Here is a 22,226-nt window from a genome sequence, read left to right as displayed (position 1 = left end):
TGAAGATACTCTCTCTATTCGCTTTTTTTTTCGCAAATCATTTCTGTTCTACTATAGAATAAAACTGCATAAAATAAAAACTCCGTGCGCCTCTGTGCCCTCTGTGGTGAATCTTATTTAACTTTAATGTTCGTTGTCGCTTTCTCCAGTCCTTCTGCCGTAGCAGTTACCTTGATGCTTCCGGCCTCACCGTTGTTCTGCACCACGAGCAGGCACTTTCCGTAAAAAGCCTTGCGGTGGTTATCCTTGAACTTCTCCATAGAGATGGGGCTGCCGTTGTCCACTCCGGCAATGAAGCCGGCACCTTCTACGGCAAAGGTCACATCGTTTTCGGCATTCGGACACAAATTTCCGTCCTTGTCCAGAATCTCGACGGTAATGAAGTTCAAGTCTTTGCCATCTGCCTGAATGGTACTGCGGTCAGGGGTGAGACGAATCTGCGCAGGTTCGCCCGCTGTACGGATTTCCTGCTCGGCCACGGTCTTTCCTTCCTTGCGGGAAACAGCCTTTACCGTACCCGGCTCATACTTCACGCGCCACATGACGTGGAAATCGTCTTTTCCCTTGCTGCGCACACCCTGCGACTTTCCATTCACGAAAAGCTCCACTTCGTCGGCATTGTTATAATATGCCCACAAGTCAATATCCTGTCCAGGTGTCCAGTTCCAATGCGGGAAGAGATGCAGCACTGCCTTATCCGGACGCCACTCGGACTGATACATGTAGTAGACATCCTTCGGGAAGCCAGCCAAGTCGATAATGCCAAAGTAAGAGCTGCGTGCCGGCCAACCGTAAGGAGTAGGCTCACCGATATAATCGAAGCCCGTCCAGACGTATTGTCCGCTGATAAAGTCGTTGTTCTTTACATGACGCATAGTACCTTCGTGACGGTTGCCCCAAGGAACATGACAGTTGTCGTAGGAGGAGCAAGAGAACGAGGCCTCATAGAAAGGCTTGTCCCAACGTTCGGGCCAGATGAACATCGAATCACTCGGCATCCGGTAGTAACCGCGTGTCATCAGCCGGAAACACTTTCCGTCACGATGAACGGCTTGCCGGGGAAGTTCTCGGGAACACCTGCAAACCAGTTGTCATGGTAATTGAAACCGATAATATCAAGCGCACCGGAACGGAACAAATGATTGTTCGGGCTCGGCTCGTTGCAGCCTGCCGTCACGGGTCGTGTGGCATCAAGCTCTCTCACCATATCCGCAAGTTTCTTTGTCAGCAATGAGTTGACGGACATTTCTCCGTCCTTTGCCAGCATATCCGCACTGTGACCGAAGTTCAAGACAAGATTGGCCTCTTCCAGACTCAAGGTGTCGGCCTTAGCATCCGTCCACTGCTCCAGCACTTCGTTGCCGATGCTCCATAGGAAGATGGAGGGATGATTACGGTCACGCACGATAAGGTCTGTCAAATCGCGTTCGTGCCATTCGTTGAAATAGCGTGAATAGTCGTGGCGGGTCTTTTTCTTGCGCCACATATCAAAGGTCTCGTCCATCACGATGAAGCCCATACGGTCGCAAAGGTCGAGCAACTCCGGTGCGGGAGGATTATGGGAACAGCGGATGCCGTTGCAACCCATTTCTTTCAGAATCTCCAACTGGCGCTCGATGGCACGCGTATTTACTGCAGCTCCCAGGCAACCCAGGTCATGATGCATGCAGACACCGTTTATCTTCACTTGTTCACCATTCAGGATAAATCCTTTCTGTGCATCGAAGCGGAAAGTACGGATGCCGGTAGGAGTATAGTAACGGTCGAGCACTTCGCCGGTCTGCTTATCCTTGAGAATACTTTCTACCCTATACATGTAGGGCATATCAATACTCCAGAGACGGGGATTCTTCAAGTGTATCTCCTGCTCCACTTCTGCCGGAACGAGAGGCATCAACTGAGCTTCCGACACAGCCTCACCCACTGCATTGCCGTCGGCGTCCACTAACCGGGATTGCAGGATAACATCAGCCAAAGGAATAACTTCCGAATCGAACACAACGTATGTACCATCGGCCTGCTGCACAGAATCCTTCATCTGCGTCTCTACATCGTACTGCAGATTGGTACGTATCTTCAACCGGGCACTGTTCTTCGACACCTCTTCTGCCGTCACGTATGTCCCCCACTGTGCCACATGCACCGGGTTCAGTTTCGTCAACCACACATTACGGTAGATGCCGCAACCGGAATACCAGCGTGAATTGGGCTGTTCGGCATTGTCCACTCTTACAGCAATCACGTTATTCTCCCCCCATTTGATATAAGGAGTCAGGTCATAACTGAACGAGATGTACCCGTAGGGACGTGTCCCCAATTCATGGCCATTGATATAAACGGTGGAGTTCATATAGGCACCATCGAAATCTATGCGATAGCGTTTGCCTTCATCGGCCTTATCAGCAGTAAAAGTCTTGCGATACCAGCCTATACCACCAGGCAGCGCACCTCCACCCGTTCCCGAAGGATTGTCTTTACTGAATTCTCCTTCAATGGCCCAATCGTGGGGCAAGTTCAGTTTCCGCCAGTCTGCGTCATTATAATCCGGACGGGATGCCGCCGTATCGTCTCCCAAGCGAAAGGCCCAATCGGCAGTAAAATCCAAGCTGCGGCCATCGCCAGCTACCTCTTTAGGAGTATTGCAACCGGCCAGCAGGGACAGCCCGATGGCCAAAGACAATATGATTTTATTCATGGTAATAAATATCTAAAAGATTATCGAGTGCCTATTCTTCTTTCACAGCTATCCAGAAGCGGGGAAGTGCCCGGCACCGAGGAACACCCCCTTCGGCACCGGGGAAGGCATCGTTCGGCACCGAGGAACGACGGGACCGGCACCGGGAAGATTTCTCTCCCCCGGCACCGTCGTCTATCATTCTGATTATAATTTTACAGTTTGTGCTTTCCCATCATACTTCACCGTTGTTCCTTTCGCCTTCAAATCGAACGGTTGCGGCTGGTCTTTGCTTACCTTCACTACATTGAAAGTACGTTCCTTCAGCATACCGGGGAAGTCACCCGTACGGTCACCGATAACCAGTGTACCCTCAGCATCATTATAGGCAAACGGTATAGTGGCATATTGTCCCTTCTCATAGTTATAGTTCACACCTTCATCCTCATAGAGCGTAAATGCGCCGTCCTTACCCGTATAAACATAGAGGGTGATTTCCGAAGCCGGTTTTTCATCACTGTATTGCATGTCCGGACCATAAGGTACAATGGCACCTTCGCAGACGTAGAGCGGAATACGTTCATAAGGAGCATCTACTGTCAGCTTCCGGCCACCGTCCACATACTTGCCGGAGTAGAAGTCATACCAACCGCAGCTTGCCGGGAAATAAACCTCGCGGCTGCGTGCACCGTATTCGTAAACCGGAGCCACCATCAGGCAGAACCGAACATGAACTGGTCACCTATATTGTTGACGTTTGCATCAGCTGTGAAGTCCATTACGAGCGGACGCATGATGGTATAATCATTGAAGTAAGTCATACCAGCCAAAGAATAGATATACGGCATCATGTTGTAACGCAGCTTCGTATAATAAACAATGGAGTTATAGCACGGATGTCCTGCCGGAGCAATGTTCCAAACCTCGCGGAAGGGATACTGGCCGTGTGCACGGAACAACGGGCAGAAAGCGCCGAACTGGTACCAACGGGTATTCAGCTCCCTCCATTCCTTATAATCAGCATTTTCACGTCCGGTCTTGTTGAATTCCATCTGACCGGCCACATAACGGCTCTCTACACAGAATCCGCCGATGTCCATGGTCCAATAAGGGATACCGCTGACAGCAAAGTTCAAGCCGGCAGAGATTTGCGCTTTCATATCTTCCCAACGGGTAGCGATGTCACCACTCCAGGTGGCGGTAGAATAGCGCTGCAATCCTGCAAAGCCGGAACGTGTCAACAAGAAGACGCGTTTGTCCGGTTCCACACCGCGCTGTCCGTCATAGATAGCTTCGGCATTCATCAGTGCGTATGCATTGAAGAACTTGGCAGAGGGTCCGAGTGCCGTCGGGCCGCAAAGGTCCTTGCGGTATTGCAAATCCGTACAGTCGCGTATATTCGGTTCGCTGGCATCCATCCACCAGGCGTCGATGCCGAGAGGATAGTAATGGTCTTGCATCTGCTTCCAGAAGAGCTTGCGTGCATCGGCATCGTATGCGTCATAGAAAGAGCCCAGATAGCCGGGACCTACCCAGTCTTTGATACTGTCTTTAATAGCCTGCTGGTACATCCAGCCTTTTTCGTCAAATTCCTTAAAGTGCTCGGTCGTAGCATAGAACTTGGGCCATACGGAAATCATCAGACGTCCGTTCATGGCATGGATGGAGTCGACCATTCCTTTCGGGTCGGGGAAACGTTCAAGGTCGAACTCATGGCTTCCCCAAGAATCCTGCTTCCAGTGCAGCCAGTCGATTACGATATTGTCGATAGGAATCTGACGTTCGCGGAATTCTTTCAGAGTGGAGAGAACCTCCTCACGCGTATTGTACTTCTCACGCTCTGCCAGTAGCCCATCGCCCATTTCGGCATAATCTGGGATTTACCTGTCAATGTACGGTAGCCGCTAATCACATCGTCCATATCATCACCATAAACGAAATAGTAGTCTATTTCATTCTGCATTTCACCCCACCAGGAGAGTTTGTTCTGTTCTTCATCAGCCACCGGACTCAATGCCCGCAGACCGCAGTAAGAAACACCGGCATCGGGCTTCCACTCTATCTTCAACGGAACGCGCTTGCCCGCTTCCAGATTGACGGCAAACTTATAGCTGTTAGGATTCCAAGCCGTACGCCAACGTTCGGGAACCACCAACTCATTACCGATATATACCTTCATGTAGCCTGCATAGTAAAGGATAAAACGGAACAAGCCGCTTTCTGCCGGTTCTATTTCTCCCTCATAAACTACGTCAGACCCTCCGAACGGGAAACCCGCAGGCAAATTAATCACCTTACTCAGATGTGCGGCACGGTCCAGATGTTCAAAATAGAGAGAATCCTCACGACGCACAACGGTTTCCACATCTTTCTTGCCCGGAATATAGGTACCGGTCAAAGCACCTTCCTTGCCCTCTTTATCATAAAGTTTGAAAACATCACCCAGCTGTGAGTAGTCGCGCGGGTCACCGAAACGGCAGAGCGAATAGCTGTCCCAAAGCACACCGTAGTTCTTATTAGACACGATAAAGGGTACAGACACCTTTGTATTGTACTGGAACAGTTCCTCATTCTTACCTTTATAGTTGAACTCATCCGCCTGATGCTGGCCCAAGCCATAGAAAGCTTCATCATTGCCTGCCGACTGGAATACCTGACGTACTGTATATCCTTTCGTACCTTCCACTTCCACCGGAGTAAAGGTCCGTCCGTCAGAGTCTTCAGCCAGAATCTGCTTGCCATCGGCATCCGTGAAGCGTACCTCACCCGTTGTCTTGGACACGATGGCACACAGTTCCGATGTCTTGACAGTCACTTCATCGCCCTGCTCTTCGACTTTAAAGTCGGTCTTATTCTGCTGAGGAATCACAATGAGACTCTGCTCCTTTGAAAATTCCTTCTCAGGAGTAGCCGATACATGAATGAGCTTCTCGCCCATTACTTCCAATCTTACTTTACGCACATCCGTCGGTTGCTGCTGCTTGACTTCCACAACAACACCGTTCCCGGTCTTTTGGAATCCGCCTCCGGAACATGCGGCGAGCATCCATCCGGCAAGCAAATAAACTGAAGTGTTTTTCAATTTCATATTACTGTTTTTAAAGTGAATTTTCTCCGATGTAAAAATAGAAAGTTTCCTTCAAAAACAAGTCCTCCCGATGTTGAAACAAAAGGCGCTTTTGATTCCCCTAAAAGACAATATGTTTCTGTAAGGGGTATCTTTTGTTATTTGCCCTCTCTTTCTTGATAAACAGAGGGCAAAAACGCCGAATTCATCCTTGAAATATTTGCTGAAATACTTGGGGTTGTTAAAGCCCAACTGATACGCTATCTCCGATACATTTTGCTGACTCTCGCGCAGCATCTGCGCCGCTCTTTTCAGACGGATGACACGGATAAACTCAATGGGAGTCTTACCGGTTATCTGCAAGAGTTTTTTGTAAAGATGTACCCGGCTCATGCCCAATCCCCGGCTCAATTCTTCTACAGACAAATCACACCGGCCTATGTTCGCCTCCACATATTTGATGGCATTTTCCACCAGCTTTTCGTCCAGTGAAGTAATGGCTATTTCACTTGGTTCGGGGTCGATGAGCGACTTTGCCTTGCGCTTCTTGCTCAGGTCAATCAGCTTGCGCATACGCAGAACCAGGATTTCCACATTGAAAGGTTTCGTCACATAGTCATCCGCACCGATGGTCAACCCCTCCACTTTATCTTCCACAGCTTGCCGTGCAGTGAGCAATATCATCGGAATGTCACTCGTGCGCTTATCGGTCTTCACCCAGCGGCACAATTCATTCCCGTCCATCTCGGGCATCATTACGTCGCTGACTATAATATCCGGCATCAATTCCGGTATTTTCTGCCAAGCCTCCCGACCATTGGAAGCTGACTGTATACAGAAATACAAGCTCAGGCTATCTTTCATGAAGGCAACCAAATCTTCATTATCGTCCACAATCAGAGCCAACGGCTTTTCCTTTTCATCTTCATTACCCTCCTCCATATCGTCCGGAAGGTCATCCGGAAACGGTTCGTCTTCCATACCCGGCAAAAGTTCCTCATGCTCTTCCACCTCTTCCGCAAGCTGAGCAGGCTTAAGGGGGGTTACCTGCACATGTTTAACCGGAAGTTCAATCAGGAACACACTACCGGAACCTACATTGTCGACAACACGTACCGTACCCTCATGCAGCGTCACAAAATCCCGTACCAAGCTTAAGCCAATGCCACTACCCGTTGACTGATGTTCCGGTTCTTCCTGCTCCACCTGATAGAAGCGTTCGAAAATACGTTCCTTGTCTTCATCCTTAACACCGACACCGGTATCCGATACCTTTATCAGCAACTTCCCAGGAATCTCTTTCGACATTTCCAACGCCACATCCACACGTCCCCCATCCGGAGTAAACTTAAAGGCATTGGACAGAAGATTCATCACAACTTTACCAATCTTATCCTCGTCGAACGACATATTCAGCGATTCCATAGCCGAGAAGAATGTCAGATGCACATGTTTCTTTTCAGAAAGCATCAGAAAAGAAGTACAGATATTGCGCACATACGCCACAATATCCCCCTCGGACAAAGTCAGATGCAGTCCCGCCATCTCATTCTTACGGAAATCGAGCAACTGGTTGACCAGATTCAACAAACGCTGCGCATTGCGGTACATCAGTTGCAGCTTGCCACGCAGCTTTTCGTCCGTAATCTCCTTCATCATACTTTCCATCGGCGATATAATCAGCGTAAGCGGCGTACGCAGGTCATGGCTGACATTCGTAAAAAAGCGGAACTTCATCTGGCTCAGCTCCTCCTTTTTCTTTGCATCTTCTTCTATCTGACGAATTTTGAACTTATTGCGCTCCCTACGTTGTACGCTATAGAGTGAGAAGAAAATAACCCCTATAATCAGAAGGGCATAAACAATATATGCCCACGGAGTCATCCAGAAAGGCGGAAGAATGACAATCTTCAGAGAAGCCTCTTCAGTGCCCGCATATCCGTCACTGTTTGTAGCCTTCACTCTTAGTGTATAAGTCCCAGGAGCCAGATTGGTATAGGTAACGCGATGCATATCGGACATGCTCGTCAGCCAGTTTTCATTAAATCCTTCCAGTTTATAGAAATACTGAGTCTTTTCGGGCAACACGAAATTGTCCGAAGCAAACAGTACCGTGAACACATTCTGCTTATAACCCAGAACCACTTCCTCTGTTTCATTCAGAGCCTCCTGCAATATGACGCGTCCTGCATATTCCTCACCCACCTTCACGTCTTCATTGAACAACTGGAAACCGGTAAACATGACCTTGGGCAATGTGCGGTTGTACTTTATGTTGCCCGGTCGGAAGCGATTCAGTCCATATAGTCCTCCCACTACAATCTCGCCCGTATGCAGTCGTTTGAGGGAACGCTGGTTGAAGTCACAACTCTGCAACCCGTCCTTGTCGTTGTAAGTATAGCAACGGAACACGGGCTGCTCCGTCTTGCCGTCAACGGACAACACCACATTTATCAGTTCTCCTCCGGTACTGACCCATATACTTTTGTTTTCATCTTCCGTAATACCCAATATCAATAGTTTGGAGAAACCGGGCTTGATAGGCACTTCGTACAATTCATCCCGTTTGTTGTCATACACATTCAAGCCTTCACGCGTGGCTATCCATAGCAAGCCGCGACTATCTTCGTAAACCTGATTTATGTTTTGGTTGGAAAGTCTTGTTTTACCCGACTTTGTACCTGCAAAATTTGTAATCTCGCCGGTTCTCAGGTCCATGAAAGCCATCCCTGCCGAAGTACCGATAATCAGATTATTGTCACAGCTGATGCAGAGGGATGAGATATAGTCCGACACAAGGTTTGAATTACCTGTAGAATAAGTGGTAAATATTCCCGTCTGAGGATTCAGGCATTGCAATCCTCCCCCCAACGTACCAATCCAGATATTTTTGTCCGCATCTTCTGCCAATGCCCATACATTATCGTAGACCAGTGAGTTGCTGTCTCCCTTACGGGACCGGTAATGGATAAAGCGGTTCCCGTCATAGCAATTCAGTCCGCCCCAGAAAGTACCTGCCCACACTCTGCCGCTACTGTCCCGAAGAAGGCAGACTATGACATCACTCGAGATAGAGCGGGAATCTGCCGTATGCGAAAAAAACACACGCTCATCTGTCACGCTATTCCAGCGAACCAGCCCGCGGTCATTGGTTCCCACCCATACGATATCATCGCCTCCGTCCTCCACACAATTGATGTCACCTACATCGCAATGCCGAACTTGAAGATACTTTCATTATAGTAAGAGACGCCCTTCTTGTAGGTTCCCACCCACATCGTACCGGCCTCATCCTCATAAAGAGCCGTTATTGTGTTATTGGACAGAGTACGCCCGTTATTGGGGTCATTCGCCAGACGGATTTCCCGTCCTGCCGGTTCTATCAATTCAATACCATCCTGATCCCTGCCTACCCATATACATCCGTATTTATCCTGTGCCACAGCACGTACGGTATTGTAAGCGTCCGTTCGTGGAGAACGCTGTTCCCAGACCTTCTGCGGAAGGTGATAAACCCACACACCTTCCACACTGAATATCCACGCCCGTCCGCTACGATCGACAAACAGCTCAAAAACAGCATCATTTGCCCCCCTGCGGTCTTCGGCAACGCTGGATTGACCCACTTAATATTATGCTTTTCTTTGTCGATACATGCCAAGACACCGTTTTTCAGAACCAACAGAATCCCTTCGGCACACTCTCCCATATCAGACACCTCGGCTTCCACAACAAGTTTATCCGATTCTTCTACTGCCACAACGCTTTTCTGCCCCTCCCTATAGCTGTAAACACCTTTACCATTCATATAAATCCAGAAAGTCTTTTCCTTGTCAATATAGACAAGTGAAGGATTTCCGGTCAGACCGACATTCCACATCCAGGCTTCCACATTACGGTCGAAAACATCGTAAGCCGAGTTGTAAATGGCATACCCACTTCCCGTATGTATCCACAAATTGCCGGACGCATCTTCCTGTATATCCTCGACGTAACTATCGGGAATAGATTTCTCATTATCCTTCTGGCTGCGATAAATCTTGATATCGTAACCATCATACCGGTTCAGCCCCGAAGCTGTACCAAACCACATGAATCCGTTTGAATCTTTATAAATGGCATTAACCTGATTATTGGAAAGTCCGTCTTTCACTTCCAAATGTTTAAACATGTAGTCGTGTGAAGCAGCAGAGAAACATACCATCCAAACCCACAAGAGCAATAGTTGCAGTCTTTTCATACTATCAGAGCTAAGGGAAGTTATTTTTATTGCAAATGAAGTGAAAAACAAACAGAAAAGCAAGGAAAGACAAGTTTTTTTAAAGAAGGAGAAGCATATCCCTCGCGGACATACTTCTCCATAACCAATCAAAAAAAACTATATCAACAATCTTTGTAACCTCTTATAAAACCTATTTGTATGATACTTTTGAAAACTGTCTTTATCCACCACTCAATCAGTAAGGATATTTACCGGCTGCGGCTCCTTTCATGATGCCCTCAATGGCATAAGCCTCCTTCGCCGTACCCGTGCCACGGTTCATGTCACCGCCGGTTTCCCAATAGAAGGGAACACAACCGTGGTTTTTCGCCTCGCGGGTGACCACCTCATTCCAGTAGGCGCGGCTCTTGTTGTGCATCTCCTGGTTTTCGCCCACCGTGCGCTTCGTGGCGGCATATTCGCCGATGATTGCCGGGACTCCCTTGTCCGCAAACGCGGCTTTCATCAGTTTGAACTGTTCTTTCACGTGCGCCTCTTCGCCCCAAGTGGGGTTGTGTTCCGAGCCTGCCACGTGGTTGTCCTTTCCCCAATACCAGAAGACATTTCCCCAGCTTTCATCTTTCTCCATCATGCAGAAGTTGTACGGTTCATAGAAATGGACTTCCGCCATCAGCCGGTTCTCCACCACATCCGTAGGCAAGGCATATACGCCGCCCGTGGCATCGCTGATTCGTGTTGCCGGGGCTTGGACCACCAGGCAACGCATGGCATTGTTTCCTCCGGTGGCACGCACGGCATCCACGAACGATTGTTCGTACTTCATGATGGTGCGTATGTCCTCCGCGTTCTTGAACTTGTTGTCTGTCGCAACCGTCTCGTTCATGCCCGGCTCGTTGCATCCGGCAAAGAGCAGGTGCTCGTCGTAGTGGTTCAGCTTCTCGGCAATTTGGGTCCACAGCACTTTCTGCTTGGTGTTGATTGCCTCGTTGTAACCGCCCAAGATGTGGTCTTCCAGCCAACCGCCGTCCCAATGGATATTGACGATGGCATACATGCCGTTTGCCACGCAGTAGCCCACTACTTCATCCACACGCGCCAGCCAGGCGGGGTCTATCTCGTTGGTGGCCGCGTTCTTCAAGTGCGAATTCCATGCGCAAGGGATGCGGACGGCATTGAATCCCAAGCTTTCAGGCCGGCAATGTAGGTGCTACTCACCTGGGGGTTGCCCCAGCTTGTTTCGCCATCGGTAGCTTCCAACGTATTGCCGATGTTTATGCCGGCATACATCTTGGAGGCAAGTTCCGTGGCATCGCTCTCCATACCCGTGTCAGGCACTTCGGGTTTGGCGGCGGCTTCTTGCTTCACGCTGATGCGGCCTATCGCGATGTTGCCGCTTTGGATGTTGATGACAGCTTCGCGCGGCGAGGTTTCCGTATTGGCTTCCACCGTGGCATAATAAAGCATCTTTCCTTCGTTCTTTTCCGACACCTTGCACCAGTCGGCATTGCTCGTCACCGTCACCGGGGCATCGGCTTCCAGCAACAAAAGGTCGCCTTCGCCCGAAGCGGAGAGGTTCAATCCACCCGTCACAATTTTCACATGGGGAGTAAGCGGGCTGCCTTCGTTGTCCGAACAAGCAACCATGATACAAACTAATAGGAACGCTGAAAGTACAGCCGCAAATTTGAAATGTTTAATGGTATTCATCATCATGTTTTTTACGTATTAAAATAATGGTTAAATCATCGACTACAAAAATAGTGCAAAAAGCGGAAACCGCCCCTACCCGATGTTATATGGAACGGTATAATATGTTTCCTATGGGGACTAAGAAGTTATCATCGAGTGGCATATAGTACTTTTCCTATATATCCAGGCTCCATCGGCCACTTCATCCATCCTTTCATTGATGCAAAAGGGAGCGTAAAGAAAGGGAGCGGCTGGAACGGTGAAGGAAGGGATGAAGTGCATTCATTCCGGGCGGTGCATCCCCGTTGCAGTGTTGCTGCATGCCCACTGCAAAGTCATTGCACACTTTTTGCAGTCGCACTGCAAAAGGAACGCAGAAGCTTTGCAGTGGGATTACACTGATTATCAGACGACTATATTTTCACCCAATCCAATGACTATATCCCCAAACATAGAAGGAAACAAGAGCACCGGAGGAAGGAGAGCCAAAATGCAGGGTGGAACACAAATTACGCAAATTAATGCAAATCGCATATATTGATAATCTGCGGATTGGTTATAGTAGTTGCGAAAAGAAAAGCGAATAGAGAGAGTATCTTAATTCCCCTCCTCCGGGGAGGAGGAGAAGTAAGCCACTCTGTATTTTTTCGCAAACCAATTCTGTTCGACTATAAAACGATATTTGTGTAATTTGCGTTCCATTGCCGGTTTTGCCCCCAGTTCTAATACAACAGAGGCATACAGAGTTCTTTCTTTTAGAAACTCCGTATGCCTCTGCGTGGTCAATCAAATCAAAACCCTTGTGCCCTTACCATTGGGGCATCGCAAACAAGCGATGGAAACTGAACTTCACCTCCATGGAAGAAGAGAAGCCGAGTTCCTTGATGACGTCGCCGTCGGGAGTGCCGAAAGCACAGCCGCTTGCCTTTGTGGAACCGTAACAATTCCAAAGCTCCAGGCGGTATTTTGGGGACTCATTGGCATCAATCACCTTGGAAGCATCGTAGCCGGTCACTTCCTTGCCGTCCAGGTAGAGGTTGTCGAGCGTGGCGTGCAAGCCGGGGAAGTACCCGTAGATGTCCGCCACTTCGATATAGGTCATGATGGAACCGGCGGCATAATCGGCGGCCTCGTACTTGATGTCGAACTGCGAAGCCAGAAGGCTGTACTGGAAGTTCTCGTACTTCACTTCAAACGTAGCACCTTGGTTGTAGCCCCAGTCGCTGACCCAAGAGGGACTGACGGTGACCAGATTGGGCGTATAGGTGCCGGCACCGTTGCTTGTAATGGAGACAATGGTGAAGGTCACTTCGAATGTCCGGTTGAAGGCGAGTGCCGTTTCGTTGGTCGTTTCACCGCCGCCGGGTTGGAAGGGCGTGTCTTTCAAGCCGTTCCAGCTGTCGTTATGTCCGCATCCCCAGATGTTTGCCATCTCAATGCGGTAATTGCCGTTCCCCTCGATATCGCCGTAGAAGAACTTGGCGGCATCGAACTTCACCTCTTCGCCGTCAGCCTTGATGCCGTCTATGCGGACAAAGGCATCGGGATAGTCTTTGGCATAGCCTACCAAATCCAACAGATAGACCATTCCGGCAGTACGGGGATATTCGGTGTTGAACGTAAGGGTGTAAGTGCCCAGACCGGCTTCGCCTGCCGGCACCGTGAGGGTAGCCGAGTTCCAGCAGTCGGGAGTCTCCGCATCATTTCCACCGTAACAAGTCAGCTTTGCCGTATATCCATATTTGTTGATTTGCGGGATGTAGTTGACGCTAAGCAGGCAAGGACCTTGGCCGGGGTCGGTGCGCACCACTGCCAACTGCATGGAGGTCTCCGTCAGGGAGAGGATGCGGATACGGTTCTTCTTGTCGTCCACAAAATTGGGCACGTAATTGGCAGGAGCGAGGATGTCCACGTCGAGCGTAATCTCCTTCTTCTCTTCGTCGATGACGAAGGTGCCTTCGCTCTCCGTAAACGTGCCTTCGGCGGTCACTTGCGAGACTTTTACTTTGTTCACGCCCTCTTCTTCCCAGAAGGTCATATAGCCACGGCAGTTGTCGGCACTTCCGCCCACAGCCCAAGAGTTTCCGGCAAAGTCGGCAGCCCAGCACCAAGAGTCGCCCAACACAGGCTCGCCGTTGGTGACAGTGGCCCAACTGTCGTCCGTTCCATAGAAATAAGTAGGACCGGGGAAGGTGATGTAAGAGCCGTCGGTGTTCAGGTCGATTTCCCACGTCTTATAGAGTAACTCTTTCTTGAAAGGCACGTTCTTTGCCACAGATACCGGGCGGATGGCCAATGCCTGGTAAACCGGCGTGGTGATGCGCCTGTCGGTACCGTTGGTGAAGTGATAGCCCATGGCAAACTGAGGGTCGGAAGCGTTGATGGAACCGGAAAGGTAGTAGCCTTCCACACCTGCCCCCGTCGTGATGCCTTCCGTGCGCGAACCTGCGGCGGGCAAGAAGATGGAGTTTCCGTTAGGACCGGTGAACTTGTAGCCGGCCACACCGTCCACCTCCGTCCACTCCTTGGCACAGAGCGTGAAGAGTTCTTCAAAATCGGCGATGGTGGGCATTGTCACCTTGCCGTTGAATGCCTTGTTGGCAATGTCACCGGCTGTCTTGTAGATGTCGGCCGAAGCATACTGCGCGGGGTCGAGGCTGGTGTTGAAACCGGTCATGTCGCCGAAGCCGTACAAGCCGCCGATTTCCGATTCGGACACGGCACCCACGTTGTACTTCGCCCACTTGGTGGAAAGCCCAAGGTCGACAAGGTCGTTGTCAAGGTCGAAAGTGTGCCCGGCGGTCGTGAAGGACTTCTCTTCTCCATACACCACGCCTGTGCCCAAGTCGAGGTAAGCCGCATAATGGTAGGTGGTGTTGGGCAGCAAGCCTTTCACCTCTACCGTATAGTTGCTTTGTGCCGTGGTGGCGAAGCGCACGCCTGCACGCACGTTTTCCGTTCCCTCTGCCCCCGACACGATGATGCCGCTTTCCGCATCTGCCGGAAAGTCTGCCAACGAGCCGGCCAGTGTCGCCTTGTTGGCACCCACGCCGGCAGCATCGCCGGTAGTGGCACGGGCATTGGTCAGCACCAGGCTCTTCACTTCGCCCTTATAGGTGACTTTGCCTTGCAGGGTGACGTAAGCCTGGTAATAGAAAGTCTGGTTCACACTGCCGCTTATCGTGGCGGCGAACTCGCTGCTGCCCGTGGCTGTCACCTTCTCGGTGAGCGCATCGGAGGCAGCGCCATAATTGAACCCGACGACGTAAGCGCTTGCCGCTTGTCCGTCGAGTCCCGTTACCGTTCCGTGCAGCGTTGCCGAAGTAGGGGTCACGTCTGCCGAACCCGTCACCACCGAGTCGTCGGTGAGCAACGGCTGTTTGCTGATGGCATAGTCGTCATCGCTGCATCCCGCCACAAACATACTTATGACGAGTGTCATTATTCCGAATAATATCTTGTTCTTCATCATACCAAATCTTTATTAATGTTTCATTCGTATTTAGGAGTTAAGCAGTTACTCAATCGTCATGGAAACCACCTCGACCTGAACATTCGGATTTCCGTCTTCCAGCGTTTCCACAGTGGCAAGTCCCTTGTTCTGGATGCCGATGACGAGGCAGCAATCTGTTTCAAAGGTCTGCGTAGCCCCGGTGGTGTTGGTCAACGATACGGTTTGAACCGCTCCGGCGGCAGTATCAAAGTTGGAAGCGTGTCCCAAGTCGTAACAGCCGTCCTCAAACGCATTCTCGATTTTGTTTTCCATAATCACGGTCTTGGGAGCCGCCCCTTCGTTCCAAGTGATGCCGCCCAGCACTTTGTACTTGATTGTCAACGTCTGGTTCTTTTTCAGCTTCACCTTCGTGATGTCCAGGCATTCGTTCTTGCCGCCCCAGGAGTTATAAAGCTGTATGCGCAGGCGGTCGGGATTTCCATCACCGAAGATGACCTCCAGCTTGCTGTTGTCCACCTTGATTTCCGTGGGTCCCGTCGGGCCTGTGGTGATTTTCTTGTAAAGCAGGTTTGCCACCAGGTAAGAGTTCACCTCTCCGTTTTCGTCCCTTGATTCGGGCACGCCGATGGTTAATGCTTCGCCAGCCTCCACTTTGAGTACCGTGAACGTGTTTCCGGTCACGGCAACCGTACGCTGGTCGCTGGTTGCTGTCAGGATGGTAATCTCCTTGTCGAAGGTCAGCACACCGTTTGCAATGGCCACCTTGCCGCTCGCTTCGCCACATTCGTATCCGTAAGTGCCGTCGGAAGCCTTGCTCAGAATCAGTTCAAAATCTTCGGCCTCGATGCCTGCGACCGGTGCCCAAGTGTCGTTGTACGAACCGCCTGTCACGCTTTCCCACTGCTGTGCGTTGGGAGAGCCGTTCCACCACAGCCAGTCGTAAGGGGCTTCAAGGTCGAGGTTGAAGTTCATCTGGTTGCCGACGTAAGTCACGCCGTTGATTTCGGTAGTGAAGAGGTCGGTCGGCAAGTTGTCGAAGATGGGAAGCACGGGCGCCACTTTCTCTATCTTTCCGCTCTCTTCCTTCGGGATACATTCGCCCTTGGTCTTGATCACCTCTTCGGAAACGAAGTTCCATACCAGATACCAGTTGCCTTCGGAGTTGGTGCGCTTGGTCACCAACTGCAAGATATACGGGGTCAGTTCTATGATTTGGATGTCCTGTGTGTAGTTGGAACAAACTTCGTCAAAGCCCACGTTGTGCATCGCATAGCAATCGGTGAACGAGATAAGCGGCTTTACCTTGTCCGTAAGGTTCATATTGAACTTGCCTGCCATGTCCACTCCCGTGCTGGAGCCTTTCGTGCCGGCCTCACCGCGATACATCGTGGCCACGCAGCCGTTGGCTGCATCCATGCTGAATGTCATATACGAGTCCATATAGGGGTCGTCCTCCGGAATCAGCCAGCTTTGGAAACCGGGGTCCCAGTTGGGCTTCCAGTTGCCGGTGCCGAAAATGATGTCTTTATAGACCCCGTTCTTCTCTTCTTCCGGCGTATAGCCTGCACCGTCGCCGTCGGGGTCGTAGGGTGCAAGATACATCACCGGCCCCGAGCACTGCCCGATGCCATAGTTGGCATCACACGGATACCACTTCTTGCTGATGCCCGCAGCCAGAGTTTCGGCATCGGGAAGGGCGTCGCCAGACCTGAAATCCTTGTCGGCAAGCAGGAACCACTTCTCGTCTTCCAGCAAGGAGAAGTCGTTCTTCGGCAACGTGAACGTGTAAGGTTCGCCATACACCACGCCTCCGGGCGTTTCTGCCCCGAAAGTCACCTCGTAAGAGCCGGCAAAAGGCAATTCGATGGCGAACTCGTCCTCCTGCGAACGTCCTTGGGGAGTGACCCACAACGGCGTGCAACCTGCCAAATTGGACTTCAGCAACACTTTGTTCCCTTCGACCGTCACGGTGTAGGCGGAGCCTTGCACCAGGTCGCCGGATTCATACGTCTTCTTGCCCATATCATACTCTTCGGGCGTACAAGCCGACCACATCAGCATCAAGCCGGCAATGAGCGAATATATGGATTGATTCAATTTCATGATAAACAATGATTAATGTTTGATGATTAATGGTTAATGATTCACTCCTACCAGCCGGCGTTTTGGGTAAGCACATTGCCCGAAAGGGTTATCTGCGTGTTGGGTATCTGCATCAAGCCTTTCTTGGCGGTGAAGTTGCTTTCGGAGAAAGAGGTGGTTGCTTCCACTCCTCCGTTCATCACTTTGGCACCGTTTTGTGCGGCGGCGATGGCGCGTGCAGCGTAGGCGCCGTCTTTCTCGTAGCGCATCAAGTCCCAGTAGTGTACGCCCTCAAAGGCAAGTTCGATGGCGCGTTCGTTGCGGATGTTCTCTATGCTGTAGGGCAAGGACTCGCCGGGGTAGGCACGCTGGTGAACCTTGTTCAGCCCGGTGGCGTTGCCATTGAGTTCGGAGTGCATCAGCAGCACGTCGGCATAGCGCACGATGGTATAGTCTTGATAATAGGTAATGTTCTGGTGCTGTTCGCCCAACTTGAAGCCCACTTCCTGGCGCGTTCCGTCGGCAAAGCACATCGGGGCATACTTGCGGGTGTAGTAACCGGTATATTCGTAGGTGTCGTTCACGTCGGCATTGAAACCGGCATCCTTGCAGCTCCACACGCAAGCGTTGAAACGGGGGTCGTTCTTGTACTTCTCCACGAAGGCGGGAGTCACGGAGCAGGCTCCCCAACCGCTGGCGATGCATACGTTCACGGCACTCTTGTTGCGCGGGCCCAGATAGACGGAGAAGGTATTGCCATCGCCGTTGCCATTGTAGTCGTGGGTCGTGTTCATCTTCAGGTTGAGCACGATTTCCTTCGACAAGTTGCCCTGTCCGGCTTGCCAAGCGGCACCGTCGTACCACTTTCCGGCGTAGGTCGTGTTCCAGGCGTATGTACCGGCACTCGAAGCGTCGGTGGTACAAGCCGGCATCCAGAAGTCGGCATAATTGCTTTCCAGTTCATAGCCGCCGTTCTCCACCACGTCGTTGATGGCCGCCACGGCATCCGCCTTGCTGCAAGCGGGATGCTCTGCGCCGTAGTAACCGGTATAATAGAGGTAGGCGCGTGCCATCAACGCCTCCACGGCATACTTGGTGATACGCCCGTCGTTGGCATTGCGGTTCTCCAACGGATAGGCATTGGCAGGGATGTGCTCGATGGCATATTTGAAGTCGTCGAAGATGACCTGATAGACCTCGCTTGCCGGTGAGCGGGGAACGTTCTCCTCGGAAGGAGCGGTCAGCAAAGGCACGTCGCCAAACATACGTGCAAGGTCAAAGTAGAGGATGCCACGGATGGCACGCACCTCGCCCATCACACGTCCTTGCGCCTGCGTGTTTCCGCCCCAGTCAATGTTGTCCTCTTGCACAATGAGCTGGTTACAACGGAAGATGGCTTTGTAATAATTCACCCAGTCCGTATTGAACAGGTCGTTGTAGGAAGGGGCGATGCCCAGGTTGAACTGGTCTATCACATTGTTGTTCTTAGAGTCGGAAAGGCCAAGACCGGCAAAAGCCTGTTCGGAAGCAAACTCCGCCAGCAAGTACATGCCCACACCCTCGTCGGTGATGGTACGCTGCCAGCCGTCGTAGCAGCCCACCAAAGCCATCTCGGCAGACTCCAAATTGCTGTAGGCCGTTTCCGTATTCAAGTCTGTTTTGGAAGAAGTGTCGAAGAAATCATCGCACGAAGTAAAGGCAAAAGCCGATACCGCAAGCGCACTCGTCAATAATATGTGTCTTGTATTCATAATGTTTCTCTTTTTCATAGTTTAAAACGCAAGATTAATACCTACAATGAAGGTGCGGGGATGGGGGTAATAACCCATATCTACGCCAGAAACCCACGTATCGCTGTTATTTCCATCGGTACCATTGTAAGAACCTATTTCCGGATCCATACCGTCGTACTTGGTCAGCGTGAAGAGGTTCTGGGCCTGCACATAGAGGCGGAGCTTCGACAAGCCCTTCCAGGAGACAAGGCGCTTAAAATCGTAGCCCAACGTGATGTTCTGCAGACGGATGTAGTCGCCATCCTGCAAGTAGAGGTCGGAGAACTGCCAGTTGCCCACATCACCGTAAGTGACACGCGGAATGCGGTTGCTGGTGCCCTCGCCCGTCCAGCGGTCCAATATCTGTCGGCTGTAGTTGCCTTGCGAGGAGTTGGGGTCGCGGTAGGACTGGGCAATCTGGAATCCGGCGGCACCGGTGGCATTCAGGCTGAGGTCGAAGCCCTTATATCCCAAACTGAGGTTCAGTCCGAAGGTGTATTTGGGAAGTCCGTTGCCCAGGTCCACCTTGTCGGCGGCATCGATGGCACCGTCACGGTTCACATCGAGGTACTTCACGTCGCCAGGCTTCACGTCATTCTGATATACTCCGTTTCCGGCAGCAATCCAGTCGTTTATCTCTTGCTTGTTCTGGAAAACGCCCGCCGTCTTGAATCCCCAGAAGTAACCGATGGCGTGTCCGTTCTCGGCACGATAGAACTCCTCGGCGTTGCTGTAAATCTGATTAGGGTCACCGTGGATGATGCCGTCTTCGGTGGGAATGCTGCCCACTTCGTTGTGGTTGTAAGCAAAGTTCCCACCCACGCTATAGGTAAAGTCTTTGCCTATCCGGTCGTTCCACGACAAACCCAGCTCGATACCTTTGTTCTGCACATCGCCGCCATTGATGATGGGGCCGTCGGTACCTGCCGTGGCAAGCACGGGAGCCTGCACCAACCAGTCCTTGGTATTCTTGATGTAACCGTCGGCGGTGAAGGCGAGGCGACCGTTCAAGAAACGGGCATCGATGCCCACATTGTACTGTTCGGACGTTTCCCACTTCACTTTCTCATTGGCAAGGCGGCTGGTGTAGGAACCCGTCACCCAGCCTTCCTGTCCTCCGCCGATACCGAAGTTATAATTGGTGTTCGTGGTAGAGACGGGGGCAAGGTACTGATAACAAGGGATGTTGGCGTTACCCACCTGTCCCCAGCTGGCACGCAGCTTCAGGAAGTCGAACCAAGACTTCACCGGTTCCATGAACTTCTCTTCGGAAAGTGTCCAACCTGCCGATACCGATGGGAAGTATCCCCAGCGGTGTCCCGATGCAAACTTCGAAGAACCGTCGGCGCGCATCGTGGCGTTCAGCATGTAGCGTTCTTTCCACGTCCATCCCAAACGGGCGAAGAAGGACAATCCACGGGTGGAATCATAGGGTTTTGAGTCGTTCACCTTCTTGTTCTCCGTGCCGTTGGTGTTTGCCAGATAAGCGTGTTCCCAATCGTCGAATCCGGGAATGAGACCTGTGTTGGAGGCAGAGGTGTTGCTGCCGTCGTAGGTCGATAGTTCGCTACCTATCAAGGCGTTGATGCGATGTTCCCGGGCAATGTCGAAATCGTATGCCAAGGTATTGGTCCATACCATCGACAAGCCATGCCCGTGGCTTTGGCTTACTTTGCTCACGGTGTTTGCCGACTGGGGAGTAAACTGGTACTTGGGCGTATAAGAGCGATATTCGGACGTACCGTAGCTGATTCCATATACGGTCTTGAACTTCAAGTTCTTGACAGGTTCAATCTGCACATACACGTTGGCATCCAGTGATGCTCCTTTCGTATTGTTGTAACGGTTCACCATCATATTTCCGTAAGGGTTTCCGTCGTTCACGTTCCAGTCGGAGTTTACCGTGGAGTTGTAGTTCCCGTCGGCATCGTAAACGGGGATGATGGGCGAAGCGGAGAAAGCGCTGCGCAGGTTGTTGTTCCAGATGTTTCCGGTGTTCATGCCGCGCGAGTCTTTCCAGACGAAGCCCACGTGTTCGCCGATGGTCACCAACCCGTCCCACATCTTGTGTTCGGAGTTGACACGGAAGTTATACCTTTTATAATAAGAGACGTCCGAACCGCCAATCAATCCGTCCTGCCCGGTATATCCGCCCGAAACGGCGTAAGTGGAAGTCTTGGAGCCGCCCGTGAACGACAAGTTGTGGCTGGTGGTCAGCCCGCCGTCCTCGATTGCCTGGTCTATCCAGTCGGTGTCATACACATAGCCGTTGGCATCATAGATGGAGGTCAGCTTTCCCCATTCCACCGGCGACATACCGGAATTGAGGCGTGCCTCGTCCATGATGTTCATATACTCCGAAGCGTTCAGCATATTGAACTTGCGGCCTATCGTCTGCCAGCCGGCATATCCGTCGTAACTGATTTTGCAAGCCCCTTCCTTGCCGCTCTTGGTGGTGACCAGCACCACGCCATTGGCAGCCTGTGCGCCATAGATGGCGGCCGAAGCGGCATCCTTCAGCACGTCGATGCTCTCGATGTCGGCAGGGTTCAGCGAAGAGATGTCACCGCCCACACCGTCAATCAGGTAAAGCGGCTGCGAATTTCCCACCGTACCCAAACCGCGGATGGTGACACTCATGCTGGCACCCGGCTGTCCGGAAGTGGAAACGATGTTCACACCCGGTGTCTGTCCTTGCAATGCCGACAGGGGGTTGGTGGTATTCAGCTTGGTGATGTCGTCGCCTTTCACCTGCACCGTGGCGCCGGTCACCAGCTTCTTCTTCTGGACACCGTAGCCGATAACCACCACTTCGTCCAGCACCTCGTTGTCCTCCTGCAAGGAAACATTGATGACCGATGCGGCACCTACCTTGATTTCTTGTGGTTTGTAGCCGATATAGGAGAATACCAGCGTCTGCCCCTGCCGGGCACTTACGGAGAACTTGCCGTCCAGGTCGGTGATACCTCCGGTAGCGGTTTCTTTCACCTGCACGCTGACACCAATCAGCGGCTCATTGTCCATGGCCGATGTCACGACTCCCGTAACGGTTTTGCTTTGAGAAGGGTTAGCCCGAAGGCCACTGATTGCGGGCACCACCAGCAGCAGCACCCATGCAATGCGGAACAAGTGCAGATTGATGCACTTTTCAAAAGAAGTCTTTCTCATTGTACATTGTTTAATGGTTAATATCAAAGATTTATTGTGTCCTTTAATTAATGCCAAAGAACCCAGATGCAAATGTATGGAGGGACAAGAAAAGAGAG

The 22,226-nt window shown here is 51.4% G+C and carries 7 protein-coding genes and 3 pseudogenes; all 10 read right to left on the bottom strand.

Annotation, left to right across the window (positions count from 1 at the left end):
• Positions 1-113: 113 nt before the first annotated feature.
• The 10 genes and pseudogenes from JCM16496_RS16340 to JCM16496_RS16295 all read right to left on the bottom strand — a co-directional run bounded on the left by JCM16496_RS16340 (position 114) and on the right by JCM16496_RS16295 (position 22,128).
• Positions 114-2,695: pseudogene (locus tag JCM16496_RS16340) on the bottom strand (glycoside hydrolase family 2 TIM barrel-domain containing protein).
• A 31-nt stretch (positions 2,696-2,726) separates the two neighbouring features.
• The gene (locus tag JCM16496_RS22730) at positions 2,727-2,876 is read right to left on the bottom strand and encodes a hypothetical protein (protein ID WP_159102468.1); all 150 of its coding nucleotides are present in this window, start codon (positions 2,874-2,876) and stop codon (positions 2,727-2,729) included.
• Positions 2,877-2,881: 5 nt separating this feature from the next.
• A pseudogene (locus tag JCM16496_RS16330) lies at positions 2,882-5,762 on the bottom strand (TIM-barrel domain-containing protein).
• Between the two features lie 137 nt (positions 5,763-5,899).
• A pseudogene (locus tag JCM16496_RS16325) lies at positions 5,900-9,981 on the bottom strand (hybrid sensor histidine kinase/response regulator).
• 217 nt (positions 9,982-10,198) lie between these two features.
• Positions 10,199-11,146, bottom strand: a complete 948-nt coding sequence (locus JCM16496_RS24145; protein WP_244440441.1) for a glycoside hydrolase family 5 protein — start codon at positions 11,144-11,146, stop codon at positions 10,199-10,201.
• Positions 11,098-11,676 carry a BACON domain-containing protein gene (locus JCM16496_RS24140; protein WP_244440440.1) on the bottom strand — a complete coding sequence of 193 codons (579 nt, stop codon included), beginning with the start codon at positions 11,674-11,676 and terminating at the stop codon, positions 11,098-11,100. Before JCM16496_RS24140 ends, JCM16496_RS24145 begins: the two co-directional genes overlap by 49 nt.
• Positions 11,677-12,460: 784 nt before the next feature.
• The gene (locus JCM16496_RS16310; RefSeq protein WP_244440439.1) at positions 12,461-15,124 is read right to left on the bottom strand and encodes a fibronectin type III domain-containing protein; all 2,664 of its coding nucleotides are present in this window, start codon (positions 15,122-15,124) and stop codon (positions 12,461-12,463) included.
• 45 nt (positions 15,125-15,169) lie between these two features.
• On the bottom strand, positions 15,170-17,209 hold the full coding sequence (locus JCM16496_RS16305) for a hypothetical protein (protein WP_025835620.1): 2,040 nt from the start codon (positions 17,207-17,209) through the stop codon (positions 15,170-15,172).
• A gap of 47 nt (positions 17,210-17,256) precedes the next feature.
• Entirely contained in the window at positions 17,257-18,939 is a 1,683-nt protein-coding gene (locus JCM16496_RS16300; RefSeq protein ID WP_025835618.1) for a RagB/SusD family nutrient uptake outer membrane protein, read from the bottom strand.
• A 21-nt stretch (positions 18,940-18,960) separates the two neighbouring features.
• On the bottom strand, positions 18,961-22,128 hold the full coding sequence (locus JCM16496_RS16295) for a SusC/RagA family TonB-linked outer membrane protein (protein ID WP_025835616.1): 3,168 nt from the start codon (positions 22,126-22,128) through the stop codon (positions 18,961-18,963).
• Between the last annotated feature and the right edge of the window lie 98 nt (positions 22,129-22,226).

The sequence above is a fragment of the Bacteroides rodentium JCM 16496 genome (genome assembly GCF_000614125.1).
In the GTDB taxonomy this organism is placed as follows: domain Bacteria; phylum Bacteroidota; class Bacteroidia; order Bacteroidales; family Bacteroidaceae; genus Bacteroides; species Bacteroides rodentium.
Note: the sequence above shows the minus strand (reverse complement) of the source record. Positions and strands in the feature narration are given on the sequence as shown.